Raw genomic sequence first — 15184 nt, forward strand, 5'->3', positions numbered from 1 at the left:
ATAACATAGCTGCAGGTACGCCGTAGGCCGTTGTTGTTTGTCGACGTGAGATGCATGGGTTACTCGGTCTGCGCCGAGCTAAACCTGGCTTATGATGATTCGGTGGAGGATTGAGAGTTGAGTAACCCTACAAATAAACAGCAGAGCGGTTCGGTCGTCACGACCACCGAGACCTCGCGCTCCAAGAGCGACACCCGGCTCGATGTGCTCTCGCCACAGGAGGAGAAGGTGTTGCGCATGTTGCACGGGCTCGGTGAAGAAGACACCCACGAGCTCAAGTTTGCCCTGGGCGCCGACGAAGAAACTCGCCTCAAGCTGGCCATGATGGAGCGCGAACTCCACGAAGCGCTGGCCCCCAACGGTCCGATCGCTGCAGGTGATCTGGATGAGGGTGATGAGTGATAAGGTGTTGAGATCCCGAAAGATTTCGAAGAGAAGAGGTCCGCGTCGCGGGCCTCTTTTTTTTGCCCGACGTCCGGGGTTGAGGCCGCTAGACCGCACATGTGGGCTTTGATAACGTCGCGGCGCTTAGGAGGTCGGTTCCAGCCAGCTGGTATGAGTCCCAGGAGGAGCGATGTTTAAGAAGGTGTTGATCGCCAACCGTGGCGAGATTGCGGTTCGAGTGATGCGCAGCCTGCGCGAGATGGGAATCGCGACGGTGGCGGTGTACTCGGAGGCCGACCGCAAGGCGCTGCACGTGCGCATGGCCGATGAAGCCTACTGTGTGGGGCCTGCGCCCAGTGCCGAGAGCTACCTGCGCGCCGAGGTGATCCTGGACGTCGCTAAGAAGAGCGGCGCCGAGGCTATTCATCCCGGCTACGGTTTCTTGAGTGAAAACGCCGACTTTGCCCGCGCCTGTGAGGCTGCCGGCATCACCTTCATCGGTCCCAAACCCTACGCCATTGAGGCGATGGGCGAGAAGACCCGGGCCCGCCAGCTGATGGAGAAGGCCGGGGTTCCGCTTGTGCCCGGGACCAAAGATGCTGTGGAGGATGCTGCCGAGGCTCTGGCAATCGCCGAGAAGATGGGCTTTCCGGTGCTGGTCAAAGCGTCGGCAGGCGGCGGGGGCAAGGGAATGCGTCGGGTCGATGATCCGGCGGAGTTCGTGCAGTCCTTTGAAGGGGCGAGGCGCGAAGCGCTGAGCGCGTTCGGCAATGGCGATGTGTATGTTGAGAAGTACGTGCTCAACCCGCGCCACGTCGAGATTCAGGTGCTGGCCGACGGTCACGGTAACGTCGTGCACCTCTTTGAGCGCGACTGCTCGGTGCAGCGTCGCCACCAGAAGATCATTGAGGAGACGCCCTGTCCGGTGCTCAAAGAGGAGACGCGCCAGCGCATGGGCCAGGTGGCCTGTGATGCGGCGCGCGCCGTCGATTATATCGGCGCGGGCACCGTGGAGTTTTTGCTCGACGCCAACGGCGACTTCTATTTTCTGGAGATGAACACCCGGCTGCAGGTCGAGCACCCGATCACCGAGATGATCACCGGCATGGATCTGGTGCGCTGGCAGGTGAACATCGCCGCGGGCCGTCCGCTCGATGTCGACCAGAGCCAGATCACTCGCCGGGGCGCGGCGGTGGAGTGTCGTATCTACGCCGAAGATCCCGAGAATAACTTCATGCCCTCTCCGGGGCCTCTGCACGTGCTGAAGACGCCATCGGGCCCCGGTGTGCGCGAAGATGGCGGCGTGTATGAGGGCGGGGAGGTCACGGTGCATTACGACCCGATGATCGCCAAGCTCATCACCTGGGGAGAAGATCGTCAGCACGCCATTGAGCGGATGCGCCGGGCGCTCTCCGAGTATGTTGTCGGGGGAATCTCCACCAACATCGCGTTTCACCGTGAGGTGCTCGATCATCCCGATTTTGTCAGCGGGGAGTACACCACCGACTTTGTGCCGCGCTGGCTTAAAGAGCGCTCAAAGCCCGCGCCGCGCTACGTGCTTGATGCCGAGCTGGTGGCCGTGCTCAGCGCGCATCGCCGCGATGAGGCGTTGAGCCAGGGCGCCGGCGTGCAGGGGGGTGCCGGGGCCGCGAAGAGTGGGCCTGGAAGCCGCTGGAAAGAGCTCGGTCGGATGCGTGCGCTGGGGCGTTGAACCCGGGGCGCGCCACCACCTCCACGACATCTTTGCGAACGATTGAGGACGAGAGTATGAGCGAGCGCGTGTTTTATTTTGTGGGTCAGGGCGATGAGCAACGCACCTGGCAGGTCGAGACCCTTCAAGCTGATCTCTACCGCGTCACCTCCCCGGAGGGGACGACCTTTGAAGTCAGCGCCTTTGAGGCGGACGCCGCCGGGCTGAGTCTTTTGACCGGCGATCGGGTCATTGAGGCCGACGTGCTGCGGGAGGACACCGTCTACGAGGTGCAGATCGACGGGGAAACCCACGCCGTCGAGGTGCTCAACGAGCGCCAGAAGCGCATGAAGGCCGCCGGCGTGGGCGCGCGCGGCTCGGATAGCCCCGAGCTCAAGAGCCCGATGGCCGGCAAGGTCGTCGCGATCGCGGTGGAGGTAGGCCAGGAGGTTGCGCCTGGCGAGACGGTTGTCATCGTTGAGGCGATGAAGATGGAGAACGACCTCAAGGCACACCGTCCCGGTGTGATCACCGAGGTCGCGGTAAGCGCAGGGCAGGCCGTCGAGATCGGCGACGTGCTGGTCCGTATCGACGATGTGCAATGAGACAGATCGGGCGCGCCTGATGAGCACGCCGCGGGAGTGAGCATGAGCGAGGAGTCACGCGAGGAAGAGTTCTGGGCGGCGCTGCACGAGGCCGATGCCCGCTGGCGCGATGAGGTGTTGCAGCCTCTGCTGGAGCGCTTTGGCGAGCGTCGCGAGCGCTTTGTGCGCAGCGACGGTGAGGAGGTCGAGGCCGTCTATGGCCCGCACCATCAGCGTGGTCAGGATTTCCTCAACGACCTGGGCTTTCCGGGGAGCTATCCCTTCACCCGAGGGGTGCAGCCGACGATGTACCGCGGTCGACTCTGGACGATGCGTCAGTACGCCGGCTTTGGCGACGCCGCCCAGTCCAATGAGCGCTACCGCTACCTGCTCTCGCAGGGAACCACCGGTCTGTCGGTGGCCTTCGATCTGCCCACGCAGATGGGGTACGACTCCGATAGCCCCCGCGCTCGCGGTGAGGTCGGTAAAGTAGGCGTGGCTATCGACTCCATCGCCGATATGGAGGTGCTTCTCGACCAGCTGCCCCTGGATAAGATCTCGACCTCGATGACGATCAACGCCACCGCCTCCACCCTGCTGGCGCTCTATGTGGCGGTGGCCGATGCTCGCGGCATCGATCGGGGTAAGCTGCGCGGAACCATCCAGAATGACGTGCTCAAGGAGTACATCGCCCGGGGGACCTACATCTATCCTCCGCGGCCGAGCATGCGCATCATCACCGATATCTTTGGCTTCTGTCAGGCGGAGGTGCCCAAATGGAACACGGTGAGCATCTCCGGCTACCACATCCGCGAGGCGGGCAGCACGGCGGTGCAGGAGGTCGGGTTTACGCTGGCCAATGGCATCGCGTACGTCGAGGCTGCTCAGGCCGCCGGGCTTGATGTCGATGAGTTCGCCGGACGCCTCTCCTTCTTCTTCAACGTGCATAACAACTTCATCGAAGAGGTCGCGAAGTTCCGCGCGGCGCGCCGTCTGTGGGCGCGCATCATGAAAGAGCGCTTCGGGGCGAAGAAAGAAAGCTCCATGCGTCTGCGCTTCCACAGCCAGACGGCCGGCTCCACGCTGACCGCGCAGCAACCCCAGGTCAACATCGTGCGCGTGGCGATGCAGGCGCTGGCCTCGGTGATGGGCGGCACGCAGTCCTTGCATACCAACTCCTGGGATGAAGCCCTGGGACTTCCCACCGAGGCCTCCGCGCTGATGGCGCTGCGCACCCAGCAGGTCATCGCCCATGAGACGGGGGTGGCGGATATCGTCGACCCGCTGGCCGGAAGCTACGCGGTGGAGGCGCTGACCGACGCGATTGAGGAGGGAGCGCGCGACTACATCGCCCGTTACGACGCGATCGGCGGGGCGGTGCAGGCCATTGAGGCGGGCTTTCCGCAGAGTGAGATTCAGGAGGCCGCCTACCAGGCCCAGCTCGCTCAGGAGCGCAGTGAGCAGGTGATCGTGGGGGTTAACCGCTATAAAGCCGAGGAGGAGGCTCCGGTGGCGATCCATCAGATCGACCCGGAGGTGGAGCGCTCCCAGGTGGCACGACTGCGCGAGCTTAAAGCGTCGCGGGCGGCCTCCGAGGTCGAGCGTTGTCGCGCCGGGCTGGCGAATGCGGCGCGGGGCGGCGACAACCTGATGCCTCATATTGTGGAAGCCGTCGTGCATAAGGTGACCCTGGGTGAGGTCGCCGACACTCTGCGCGAGGTGTTTGGGGAATACGTCGAGAATGTTGTCTTTTAATGGGGCATCGACTCGCCGCTGGCGAGCGGTCGAGCCCCTGGCACCCTGAGCGGTGCGCCGGAGCGCCCCCTGACATGTGGCAGGGGGCGTGTTTCGTGGCGCCCCGGTGATGTTCATATCCCGAGAAGGTCTAAGATGTCTGAGCAGCACGATGTGCGCATGTTGCGCGACCACTTCAAAAAAGCGCTGATTCTGGAGAACCCCCACCCATCCCTCGACCGCTATCTGACGGCGATGGGTATTGAGGTGGAGCGCCTCGATGAGTCTGTGACCCTCAATGAGGATGAGGTCGTGCGAATCCTGGAGGAAGGGCAGCACGACCTGCTCTTTAAGCGTAGCCGCTTTGAGGTCAACGAGCGCGTACTTAAGGCGTCGAAACACCTGGCGGCGGTGATGCTCTGTTGCATCGGCGATGACTCGGTGGACCGGGATGCCTGCGCGCGTGAGGGCGTGCTGGTGATGAACGACCCGGTGAGCAACGGGCGCTCGGTGGTGGAGATGGTGTTGGGCGAGATGATCTGTCTGGCGCGGCGAATCTTTGATGCCGATCGCGACGGGCGCAGTCATCTGTGGACCAAAAACAGCAAGGAGCGCTACGAACTCAAGGGCAAGAATCTGGCGATCATCGGGCTTGGCAACATCGGCAAGCAGGTCGCTCAGGTGGCCGAGGCCTTTGGCATGCGTGTCTTCTTCTACGACACCCGCGAGCTGGCCCGGGAGGTGGGCATCGCGCTGGGATGGACGAGCTGCGCGACGCTCTCGGAGGCCTTCCGCGTGGCAGATGTGGTGACGGTGCACGTGGGCGCCGAAGATCACCGCGGGCGCAGCAACCGCGATATGCTCAGCTACGAGCATCTTTCGAACTTCGGGGCCGACCGCGAACCTTCGAGCCCGCGCATCTTCATCAACGCGGCGCGCGGCTTTTTGTACAATCCCGACGATCTCAAGCGCGCGGTGGAGGAGGGGCATGTGCGCCGCGCGGCGGTTGACGTCTTCCCCGAGGAGCCCGGCAGCAGCGACGATCCCTGGTCGAACCCCTACGCCGAGTTTGCCAGTGTGGTCACCACCCCGCATATCGGGGCGGCCACCGAGGAGGCTCAGCCGCGCATCGCGCAGCATGTGGCCAACACCACGCAGCTCTTTTTGGAGCAGGGCCTTGTGCGTGATTGTGTGTTCAGCCCCGGTCAGACCATCGGGGTGGAAACCGACGGGGCGTGCACGATCCTCACGGTCATTCACAGCGACCAGCGTGGCACCAAGAAGGCGGTTGATGACGCGATCTTTGAGGCGGGTTTGAACAACCTGCGCTCTTCGCACCGCGACTTCCCCGAGTACGGTTTTGCCTACGAGGTGGCGGCCATCGATCGGCCTCTCGACGAGAAGCAGCTCCGTGAGCTTGTGGCCCATGCCCAGGCGATTACCGGGGATGTGAGGGCGGTGCGCGCGATCCGCCAGATTCCGCTTCGCAGCGAAGGCTGCAAGGAATGAGGTGGTGGGTCAGCCTCGGATCATCAGCGTCATGAAAAAACGCGCAGCCGGAGCTCCGGCTGCGCGTTTTTTGGATCGTGAACACCGGGTTCGCCCGGCCTGACCTTGAGCAGTGACGTCATGACGTCGGCTCAGCCCCCCGGAGCGCCATATCAACGCTGCCGGGCCGGGGCATCCTCGACGCTCAGACCATGAAGGTGTCTTTGAACTGGGTGGTCAGCGTCAGCAGCAGTGCGGTGATGATCGCTGCGGCGATCAACATGCGCGCACCATAGACAAAGGTCGCCATTAACGCTTCAAAGGCTTCATCGGCGCGCTCCTCGTAGCGCTCGGCCAGCGATGCCAGGCGTTCCTCCAGGCGGCCGGTCTCCTCGCCCACGTCCACGTTCTCCAGGATGTCGTCGGGCAAGACCTTCATCATGTAGAAGCCCTTGGCCAGGCTGCCCCCCTGCTCAATGACGTCCTGGGCGATGGGGATCTTGCGCTCGATATCGGAGTTGTTGGAAGCCTCCGCGGCAAGCTCCAGGGCCTTGTGCACGGTGAGTCCGCTGGAGATCGACTGCTCGGTGTAGCGGCAAAAGACCGAGTAGGTGTTGAAGAGGCTGGCGCGGTTTAAGATCGGAACGGCCAGCCAGAGGCGGTAGCCGAAGCTGCGCAGGCTCAGGTCCACTGGCAGGTTGAGGTAGGCGTAGGCCCCAAAGCCCACGACGAGCAAAAAGATCGCGCCCTGTAGAAGACCGCCCACCATCAGCTCGCCGATCACCGTCCAGGTATCGTGGCGCATGGTGATCTCGCCGAGATCCGCACTAAAAAGCGTCATGGCGATAAAGAGACCGAGCACCACCAGGAGCACGGGTTCGGTAAAAGAGAAGACGAGCTTCTTTCGACGCCTGGCGCGTTTACCGTAATGCTTGGCCAGGTGGCGAAAGGTGCGCGGGAGCTTACCCTGTTCCTCGGCCACCAGGATGAGCTTTCGCGCGGTGGAGTCGAGCAGGCCGTAGCGAGCAAAGGCCTCCCCGAGCATGTCACCGCGCTCCATCAGGGAGTGGCGCATCCGGGTGACCATTTTGCCGTCGTAGCCCTGGCGTTCCATCATGTCGATGATACGCGCATAGCTCATGCCGCTCTCCAGGCCCTCAAAGAAGATCGTGCATAAGGAAGCCGCCTCCGCGTCTGTAAGGTAGGTGGAGGATTCACGGACCACCGGCTCGCGATGAGGCGACGTGGAGTAAGGTGCGACCATCAGGAAGACTCCCTGCAGGCGGCCCGTTAAAAGGCCGGAGGATGTGCGACAACGATGGACGCGTTACAGGTATAAAGGCAGCGTCGCATCCCGTCTTAAGCAGCCCGGCCACCTTAACGTATGACCTCCCGAAGATAAACGTTCCACCCGGTCAAAAAGGAGCAACGATGGCGTTCGATCAAGAGAAGATGGTCAGTCTGATGCGCGAGATCCTCCAGGAGAATTACCTCACCCTGGCAGTCAAAGCCTACAGCCTGGAGGAAGACTTAAGCCGAGGGGAGTGCCTGATGCGCTTTCAACTCGCCCAACGTGAAGAGAACCCGGTGGAGGTCGAAGGGCAGGGCGTGGGCACGATTGATGCGCTCTTCAACGGGCTGCGTCAGCACCTGGCCCATGACTACCCCTCGCTGAGCTCGATCGCGTTCTCGCAGTTTGCCATCCAGGGATTGCTCAACAGCGCCGATGCCCGGGAGTCGTCGAAGGCGTGGGCCGAGGCGACCGTGGGGATCATCAACAGTGAGGGGCGAGAGTTTGTCTTTCAGGCGCGCCAGCCCTCGGTCAGCCGCGCCGGCATTGAGGCGACGGTCAAAGCCGCGGAGTACTTTGTGAACAGCGAACGCACCTATGTGCGCCTCCATGAGATCCTGGAGCATTACCGCAGCGAGGGGCGAACCGATCTTGTGGAGAAGTACACCGACCTGATGACGCAGGTCGTGCAGAACACCTCGTATTCGGAGGTTGTGGAGCGCATTCGCGCGCAGCTCAAGGGGTGAGCGCGAGCGGCCGCATAGGTCAGCGGCAGCTGGCCGGCGTGGGCTGACCCGGGGAGCCGAAGAGAGGGCCCTCGGAGAGCAGCTCGCGGTGGTAGCACCAGGCGGTGGGCTCTCGTCCCGAGATCTGGCCGGGGCGCAGCCCGAAGGCGACGTTTTCGCGAAGCTCGCGCCCGGTGCCGATCTCGCCATCCGGGTCGACGAGCGCGCCTTCGCGCCAGGCGACCTCATCGTGGATCACAAAGCCGAACTCCCCCTCAAGCTCAATCAGGCGCATGGAGCGGGTGAAGTTTGACAGACCCACCGGCCGGCTCCAGCGGCCGTACTCGTAAGAGGCCGTCGGGTCGAGGTTTTCCTCAATGACGTAGTGGTCGTTGGCGCGACGGTAGAAGAGAAAATGCTCCCCGGGGGCGATGGGCTCGAGTGCCTCGACCACCGCGCGCTCTTTGGGAGAATCGAGCAGGCGGTCGATTTCGATGCGCTCGTTGGTTTCAAGGAGCTCGATGACCACGCCGCGCGGATCGATGGGAGCGTCGCCCAGATTGACGATCTCGATGTATTCGCCAAGTTCCTGGGATTCGCCCGGGGGCGGCTCCACGCGGATCATCAGCTCGGAGAAGGCCAGCGCGGGCCGGGCCAGGGGGTCGGCGTCCGGGATGTCTGGTGAGTCGGTGTCTTCAACCGGAGCGTCGGCGCCGGCGTCGGCGGGGAGGTCGGTATCGGGCTGTAACGCCGTGTAGGGGTAGGCTTCCAGGTCGATCGCCAGATTACACCCGGTAGCCCAGGTGAGGCTCAGGCAGAGCACCAGCCACAGCAGCGGGCGGAAGGCAGGTGCGATCAGAGCTGGAAGATGGGGCTGGCGCATGACAGGTAGGCGGAGACAAGGGGCGCCGAAAAGGGCGATGGGCACACCGTAAAACGTATCGAGAGGGCTCGTGTCGAGAGGTGACCGCAGCTAGTGGTACGAACTTTGCGGGGAGTTGTCAGCCTAATTCAGATGCGCTAGAGTGTCGAGGAGAGCCGGCGCGCGAAAATGGCACGTGCGCGGCTTTATCCCGAAACGAACAGGGCATCGAGCACGATCTGGGAGCGCATTCCGCAGCGGCGGTCAGCGCCCTTCATCCCGGGCTTTTTGGCCAGGATGGCGTGGTGACTCGGCATCGGTGAGTACATTGAGGACCAGGGAGCCCATGTCTCCAGGGTCGATGAGGAGAGCGCGCTCCGACCGTCCGACATCCTTGTGGGACGTCGACGCGAGTGCCGGGCCACGAAGGTCCGCGGCACACGAGAGATCCGGGGAGGTTCGTCACGCCGCGCTCCGCGGCGCGAGCAACCCTTTTCGGCGAACAGGTATTAAACGAGCGACATACCGCCAGATCGATGCGTGTGGGACGGGCTGCCAACGGGCAGCCTGGAGGTCCCCGGGCAGTCGATCGTCAGTGACCTTTCAGGCTCAGCACCGAGGAGAGGATGAGCGAAGAGGCCAACCAGAGCGCCCAGGACAACAACCCCGAAGGTGGCGGCAGCAAGCGCCGTCGTCGCCGTCGCCGCCGGCGCTCGCGCAGCAGCAAGGGCTCCAGCCAGACCACCCAGAACACCGCCAAGAGCGAGTCGGGTGAGTCCGAGGAAGGGGTCAAGCCCTCCGGCGGCAAGAAGAAGAGTCGGGAGGGGGCCAAGAGCAAGAATCGCCGCCAGAGTTCGCGGCGCTCCCGCGGAAGTTCGCGGCGAAAGAGTCGCAACCGCAGCTCCGGTAAAAGGCGTCAGCGCCGCAAGACGCCGGTGCGTAAGCTCAAGACCCCCGAGAGTAAGCTCGGCGGGCGTGAGCCGGTGGTTGATCTTTCGGCCGCCCAGGAGTCGCGCCGCGGCCCGGTGGAGTTGACCCCCTTTGAGGTCTTCTGCGCCTACCACTGCGGGATCACCGAGAATAACAACTACCGCCAGCAGTCTCTGCGCGAAGTGGCCAGTCGCTTCAACATGCAGACCCACGAGTTGGAGAAGGCGTTGCGGGAGTTCGGCCTGGATAAAGAGACCGTCAAGAGCTCGCGCTTTGATATCTCCCTTTGCCAGCTCGACATGAAGGTGGCCCCCGAGGGCATCGACAAGCGTGAGCTGGCGCGGGTGCTCTTTGATGAGTTTCTCGACGAGACGCCGCGAGCCCGTGAACGCGTGGAGGCTTTTGAAGCCTCCAGCCAGGCGCAGCCCGATGAGGCAAGCGGCGAGTGATTCAGGTCGGTGTTTTCGGTGGCAGGTCGGGGCGATGTGTGTAGGATTGCCCCTGCCCCCTGATAGACCCATCGAGATCACGATTCCGAGGTAGATGCATGGACCCCAACGAGAAGAGCGCTGCAGAGTCGATCGACGCGATCGCCGATGATGACCTGCCCTTCGGTGCGCCGACCACCCGTGAGCGCCCGCTGATCCTTCTGGCCGATGATGACGGAGAGCTGCGCGGGATGCTCAAGGCGCATTTCTCCCGTCGAGACTGCGACCTGCTGGAGAGCATGGATGGCGCGGAAGCGCTGGAGAAGATCATTGAGCACCGCCCCAATCTGGTGGTGCTTGATGTGATGATGCCTGAGCTCACCGGTTGGGAGGTATGCAAATACGTGCGTCAGCACGAGATCTACGAGCAAACCGCGATCATCATGCTTACGGGCATCGGTCCGACTAACAACGAGTTGACCAGCCCGCTCTTTGGCGCGGACGACTATATTGACAAGCCCTTCGACTTCGAGGAGTTGAAGGTCAAGGTGGCCAAAGTACTGGAGCAGCGGCAATCACCGCCTCTGCGCTGAGACCGGCCACCGGTCGAGTTTGAAACACGCCAAAGCCCCGATGAGAGTACTCATCGGGGCTTTGGCGTGTGTGCGTCTGCGCTTTTTAGTCGCCGGCCGCGGGGGGCGGTTGCGGCGTCCGGGTGTCAGGGGAGTTCTTCGAGCATCAGGCGGGCGCGGCGGTGGTTGTCGCTGGAGGGGGGCACCATGGTGAGGATGGTGCGGCAGAGCTCGGCGGCTGCGGCGGGGTCGGCGGCGCGCTGACCGGCTGCCAGGATGTAGAGGCTGTTGGCCTCGTTTTCCAGGGCAAGGGCAAGTCGACGTGTGGTGGGATCGCTGCGTGAGAGGGCCTGCGCGCGCGTCAATAAGGAGTAGGCGCGGGCGTAGCTGTCGGAGGCCAGGGCCGCCAGGCCCTGGCCGGCCAGCGCGTGGGCCATGGCCGTGGAGGTCTGTTGTTCGAAGTGGCCGCGACCGCCGGCCAGAGCTGCGTCGGCTTTGCGGGCGCGCTGGATCAGCGTCAGTGCGCGCTCAAACTCGCCGGATTCCAAAGCCTGTCGGCCCTGCTGCAAACTCTGGCGGAAGGTGCGCACGTCGTCGGCGGTACGCGCGGCCCGCTCGCCGATGGCACCGCTGGAGGCTCGCTGGATGGACTCGAAGTGGGCGATGGCCCCCTCAAAGTTCTCGTCGCGGTAGAGGTTAAAGCCCTTGGTGAAGTTGATCGAACCTGTGGAAGACGCCGCCGAATCTCGGGAACCGGCGCTTGAGGCAGTGGAACCCGAAGCGGGCAACTCGGCAAAGGGGTTGTCGAGCTCGGGCTTGTCGCGTTCGGAGGAGGGGCGGGCCGACGGTCGGCGAGAGCGGCTTGTGATCTCGCGCTGGCGTGCTTCTTCGGCCTGACGCTCTTCGGCCTGACGCTCTTCGGCCTGGCGAGCGGCCACCGCGTCGAGATCCTCCAGGAGACGGCGGGCACCTTCATGTTGCGGAGCGATGCTGAGCAGATCGTCGACGGCTTCGCGGCTGGCGTCCCAGTCTTCGGCCTCAAAGGAGCGTTGAGCGCGCTCAAAGATCCCGTGAACTTCGCTCTGTCTCGCCAGCCTGATGAGCGACTGCGCTTCGCTGTGATAGACGCTCTCGCGGGAGACGGCGCTGAGTTCGGCCAGAAGTGGTGGATCGATGGCGTCGACCCGCTGGCGGGCGCGTTCGACGGTGGCGCGGGAGCGCCGCTCCATGGCGATGCGCTCGAGCTGTGCGTCAACTTCCCCGAATTCCGGGTCGGCGGCGGACGCCTGTTTGAAAAGGCTCTCGGCGCGCTCCCACTCCCGGCTCTTGATGGCTTCCACACCTTCGAGATAAAGCCCGCGCGCGTCGCTGTCGTGGATGGCCAGGGCCGTTGCGCCGGCGTCTTCGGGCGTCTCGGGTGAGAGGGCCAGGTGCACGATCAAAGCGATCAGCGGCAGGCAGAGCAGAGCGGCGCCGATGGTCACGCCCATCAACATGCGATCGAGGCGGCGCGGCGGGGCCACCGAGGGGACCGCGCCCAGCTGGCCCTGCTTCAGGGCGGTGGCGGTCTGGGTGGAAGCCGCCGGGATCAGCCGTCGCTGGCGACTCTCGGTGGGGCGGCCGCCGGGGATCACAAACTGAAAGATGGTCTGCCCGGACTCAATGCGATCGCCGTGAAAAAGATCGGCCTCACGGACTTTGACGCCGTTGAGGGCGGTGCCGTTGATCGACATCAGGTCGCGGACCATGAAGCTGTCGTCGTGCTGTTGAATGATCTCGAAGTGTTTGCGGCTCATCGAGAGGTCGGGCACGACGATCGAGTTATCGGTGCCGCGTCCTACGGTGCTGCGGATGCGATTGACCAGAAACTCCTGCCCGAGGGTGGGGCCGCTCAGCGTGGAGATGCGCGGGCAGATCGGGTCGGCTTCAAAGGGGCTGGAGAAGACCTCGGTGGCCTGGGCAGCAAAGTCGTCTGCGCCAGGTGTCGCCGCCGGCGCGATGCCGGCATCAGCACCTGTACGCTGGCGATCGCCACGTGTGAGCTCCTCGACCGACGCGATCTGAGTGGCTTCAATGGAGTCGGAGTCCGTTGCGGCCGGAAGCTCCATGGAGATGCTGCTGCGGTCGACCGGAGGTGGAGCCTCATTGGCGGTGTCGAAGATGCTGCGGGCGATCTCGGTGCGCTCAGGTTGAAGATCGTGAGGGGAAGCAGCATCGAGAAGTCCCGGCGAGATCTCGGTGCGCTCGGCCTGAAGGTCGGCGTCGGGTAGCGCGCTGGCGAGGCCGGGGGCGATTTCGGTGGCCTCCCCGACGAAGGGTTCCTCGACGGTGAGCTCCCCGGGACCTTCGGCGGAGGGCTCGCTCAGCGAGGATGCATGCGCTGCTGCCGGCTGGGAGACCTCCTCGATGTTCGGGGCGGAGGTCTGAATGTCGGCGCTGTCGGAGGCACCGTCCGGGGCGACGCCGGTGGGGTCGATGGTATGGCTGAGCATGGTGGCCCGCGCAGCCGAGGAGCGAGATGGGGCGACTTCCGCGTCAGATACCTCGTCCTCGTCGTGTGCTTCACCAACGTCCGGTTCATCGTCGAGATCCTCGGGGAGCATCTCGATGGTCGTCGGAGCGTCGTCTTCGGGAGGTTCGGGCGCAGCGCCCGGCACGCTCAGCTTCTTGAGGCGCTCTGAGAGGGAGAGCCCCGTTCCGGGACTTGACGCAGTGCGCAGCCCGCCCAGGCCCTGGAGGGTCTTTCTGGGAGCGGGCTCCTGCTGTGGGGCCGAGGGGGCCTCTGCCTCCGGGAGCCTCGATGGGGCTCCCTCGGCGGAGACACTCGTCTCTTCGGGTGGCTGCTCGCCAGCCGAAGGCTTGTTCTCCGCGTCGTTCATGGGTCCTCAGGTCGTGCTGGCGATTGATCTTCCGGGCGTGCCGAGGATAGCGTTGGCGCAAGAAAGGTGTCAATCAGGCGGTCTTTTGGCCCGGCCCCCCACTGCGAGAAAAGATCCGTGAGAGTTCGAGCTTCGTTGCGCACGCAGATGATCGCGGCGTTTGTCGTGCCCACTACTCTGATCATCGTGGCGATGATCGCGCTGGCCTGGGAGAGCGCGCAGCGCGGCCTGGAGGAAGAGGTGGGCAGGCGCTTAAGCGCGATTGGTGGTGCGCTTAGCGCCGAACTCAGTGAGGGCATTGATGCCTCCCAGCTTGCGCGCATGGACGCCTCCATGGAGCGCGTGCGCGCGCGCCTGAGCGAGCGTCTGGAGGCGACCCGAAAGGCCACCGACGCTCGCCGGGTGATGATCGTCGATGCTGAATTGAAGAGCCTGGTCGACACCGATGTCGCGGTTAGTTTTGGGCAGCCCGTTTTCTCGCTGGAGGCGGACAGGCTCGAGATTGGGCGAAGTTTTGCGGATGGGCTTCCCCGTACAAGCCCGATGTATCGCACCGACGACGGTCAGCGCCATAAGAAAGCATTTGTGCCGGTGTGGCTGGATGAGAAACCGGTGGCGATGATCGTGGTCATTGCCAGCGCCACCCATTTTGAACTTCTGGGAGATTTCGGTGGCGCGCTGGTGGCGCTGGGAGTTGTGGGGGTGGCGGTGGTCGGTGTGGTCGCGGTGCTCTTTGCGGCCGGGCTTCTTCGGCCGGTAAGACGGCTGGTCCGCGGGGTGGAGCGCGTGGCCCAGGGAGCGATGAAACGCCCCCTGGTCAGCGCCGAGCAGCCCGCGGCCGGGCCCGAGGAGATCGCCTTTTTGATGGGGGCATTTGAAGAGATGCGCCAGTCGGTCGTGGCGCGTGATGAGCGCATGCAGATGATGCTCGCCGGCATCGCCCACGAGGTGCGAAACCCGCTGGGAGGGATGAAGCTCTTCTGTGGCCTGTTGCACGAAGAGCTGCGCGAGGCGGGTGACGATGAGCAGGTCGTGATGGTCGAGAAGATCGCCCGGGAGCTCAACTATCTGGAGCGGGTGGTGACCGATTTTCTGGCCTACGCCCGCCCCACGGAGCTGGTGCCGGAGCGTTTTCAAGCCGCCCAACCACTCACTGCGATCGAGGATCTTTTGCGCGGGGAGATGGCCGAGGTGGGGTGCGTGCTCAAGGTCGAGGGGGCTGAGGAGGTGGAGTGGACGGGGGATGTCAGCCGGTTGCGACGCGCTATCCTCAATGTGGTGCGCAACGCCTATCAGGCCAGCCCCCCTGGCGAGTGTGTGCGGGTTGCGGTGCAGGGGAGCGAGTCGATGTGCCGGGTTGAGGTGAGCGACCGGGGGGCTGGAATCGCGGCGGAGAAGTTGGCAGAACTGAGCACGCCCTTCTTCACCACCCGGGAGAAGGGCAGCGGTCTGGGGCTGGCGCTGACGCGCCAGATCCTGGAGGAGCATGGCGGCAGCCTGCATATCGAGAGTGAGCCGGATACGGGCACCCGTGTGGTGCTGAGCTGGCCCTTTGATGCATCGCTGCCCGAGGTGCCCCGGGCGCAGGCCGTGCCCGAGGGGTGGTTGGGCTGAGTC

The 15184-nt window shown here is 64.1% G+C and carries 12 protein-coding genes; 9 read left to right on the forward strand and 3 right to left on the reverse strand.

All coding sequences use genetic code 11. From position 1 onward, the window contains the following. Positions 1-117 precede the first annotated feature (117 nt). The 5 genes from EA187_RS12495 (at position 118) to EA187_RS12515 (ending at position 5901) form a co-directional block, all read left to right on the forward strand. On the forward strand, positions 118-402 hold the full coding sequence (locus EA187_RS12495) for a hypothetical protein (protein ID WP_127780464.1): 285 nt from the start codon (positions 118-120) through the stop codon (positions 400-402). A gap of 172 nt (positions 403-574) precedes the next feature. After that, complete coding sequence (gene accC / locus EA187_RS12500; protein WP_127780465.1) at positions 575-2095, forward strand: acetyl-CoA carboxylase biotin carboxylase subunit; 1521 nt, start codon at positions 575-577, stop codon at positions 2093-2095. 56 nt (positions 2096-2151) lie between these two features. Further along, on the forward strand, positions 2152-2679 hold the full coding sequence (locus tag EA187_RS20640; protein WP_206524303.1) for an acyl-CoA carboxylase biotin carboxyl carrier protein subunit: 528 nt from the start codon (positions 2152-2154) through the stop codon (positions 2677-2679). A 42-nt stretch (positions 2680-2721) separates the two neighbouring features. Further along, the gene (locus tag EA187_RS12510; protein WP_127780466.1) at positions 2722-4413 is read left to right on the forward strand and encodes an acyl-CoA mutase large subunit family protein; all 1692 of its coding nucleotides are present in this window, start codon (positions 2722-2724) and stop codon (positions 4411-4413) included. A 135-nt stretch (positions 4414-4548) separates the two neighbouring features. Next, complete coding sequence (locus tag EA187_RS12515; RefSeq protein ID WP_115604884.1) at positions 4549-5901, forward strand: NAD(P)-dependent oxidoreductase; 1353 nt, start codon at positions 4549-4551, stop codon at positions 5899-5901. Between the two features lie 184 nt (positions 5902-6085). On the opposite strand, the gene EA187_RS12520 is transcribed toward EA187_RS12515, so the two are convergent. Continuing rightward, positions 6086-7144, reverse strand: a complete 1059-nt coding sequence (locus EA187_RS12520; RefSeq protein WP_127780467.1) for a type II secretion system F family protein — start codon at positions 7142-7144, stop codon at positions 6086-6088. A gap of 167 nt (positions 7145-7311) precedes the next feature. On the opposite strand from EA187_RS12520, the gene EA187_RS12525 reads away from it, so the two are divergent. After that, positions 7312-7917 (forward strand): alpha-isopropylmalate synthase regulatory domain-containing protein, encoded by a 606-nt coding sequence (locus tag EA187_RS12525; RefSeq protein WP_164856241.1) that lies wholly within the window; start codon positions 7312-7314, stop codon positions 7915-7917. A gap of 19 nt (positions 7918-7936) precedes the next feature. On the opposite strand, the gene EA187_RS12530 is transcribed toward EA187_RS12525, so the two are convergent. After that, positions 7937-8779: a hypothetical protein gene (locus EA187_RS12530; protein WP_115604878.1), complete on the reverse strand. Its 843-nt coding sequence runs from the start codon at positions 8777-8779 to the stop codon at positions 7937-7939. A gap of 605 nt (positions 8780-9384) precedes the next feature. On the opposite strand from EA187_RS12530, the gene EA187_RS12535 reads away from it, so the two are divergent. Then, the gene (locus EA187_RS12535; protein WP_115604876.1) at positions 9385-10137 is read left to right on the forward strand and encodes a hypothetical protein; all 753 of its coding nucleotides are present in this window, start codon (positions 9385-9387) and stop codon (positions 10135-10137) included. A gap of 98 nt (positions 10138-10235) precedes the next feature. After that, positions 10236-10709: a response regulator gene (locus EA187_RS12540; RefSeq protein ID WP_115604874.1), complete on the forward strand. Its 474-nt coding sequence runs from the start codon at positions 10236-10238 to the stop codon at positions 10707-10709. Between the two features lie 125 nt (positions 10710-10834). Here EA187_RS12540 and EA187_RS12545 read toward each other — a convergent pair whose 3' ends face one another. Next, positions 10835-13567, reverse strand: a complete 2733-nt coding sequence (locus EA187_RS12545; RefSeq protein ID WP_127780469.1) for an FHA domain-containing protein — start codon at positions 13565-13567, stop codon at positions 10835-10837. A 135-nt stretch (positions 13568-13702) separates the two neighbouring features. Here EA187_RS12545 and EA187_RS12550 point away from each other — a divergent pair, with 135 nt between their 5' ends. Continuing rightward, positions 13703-15181 (forward strand): sensor histidine kinase, encoded by a 1479-nt coding sequence (locus EA187_RS12550; protein ID WP_115604870.1) that lies wholly within the window; start codon positions 13703-13705, stop codon positions 15179-15181. Positions 15182-15184 lie beyond the last annotated feature (3 nt).

The sequence above is a fragment of the Lujinxingia sediminis genome, from assembly GCF_004005565.1.
In the GTDB taxonomy this organism is placed as follows: Bacteria; Myxococcota_A; Bradymonadia; order Bradymonadales; family Bradymonadaceae; genus Lujinxingia; species Lujinxingia sediminis.

What these genes read in the sequence shown, in the direction of transcription:
- accC (WP_127780465.1), top strand. Translation starts at nt 575, where the DNA reads ATGTTTAAGAAGGTGTTGATCGCCAACCGTGGCGAGATTGCGGTTCGA.
- EA187_RS20640 (WP_206524303.1), top strand. Translation starts at nt 2,152, where the DNA reads ATGAGCGAGCGCGTGTTTTATTTTGTGGGTCAGGGCGATGAGCAACGC.
- EA187_RS12510 (WP_127780466.1), top strand. Translation starts at nt 2,722, where the DNA reads ATGAGCGAGGAGTCACGCGAGGAAGAGTTCTGGGCGGCGCTGCACGAG.
- EA187_RS12515 (WP_115604884.1), top strand. Translation starts at nt 4,549, where the DNA reads ATGTCTGAGCAGCACGATGTGCGCATGTTGCGCGACCACTTCAAAAAA.
- EA187_RS12520 (WP_127780467.1), bottom strand. Translation starts at nt 7,144, where the DNA reads ATGGTCGCACCTTACTCCACGTCGCCTCATCGCGAGCCGGTGGTCCGT.
- EA187_RS12525 (WP_164856241.1), top strand. Translation starts at nt 7,312, where the DNA reads ATGGCGTTCGATCAAGAGAAGATGGTCAGTCTGATGCGCGAGATCCTC.
- EA187_RS12530 (WP_115604878.1), bottom strand. Translation starts at nt 8,779, where the DNA reads ATGCGCCAGCCCCATCTTCCAGCTCTGATCGCACCTGCCTTCCGCCCG.
- EA187_RS12535 (WP_115604876.1), top strand. Translation starts at nt 9,385, where the DNA reads ATGAGCGAAGAGGCCAACCAGAGCGCCCAGGACAACAACCCCGAAGGT.
- EA187_RS12540 (WP_115604874.1), top strand. Translation starts at nt 10,236, where the DNA reads ATGGACCCCAACGAGAAGAGCGCTGCAGAGTCGATCGACGCGATCGCC.
- EA187_RS12545 (WP_127780469.1), bottom strand. Translation starts at nt 13,567, where the DNA reads ATGAACGACGCGGAGAACAAGCCTTCGGCTGGCGAGCAGCCACCCGAA.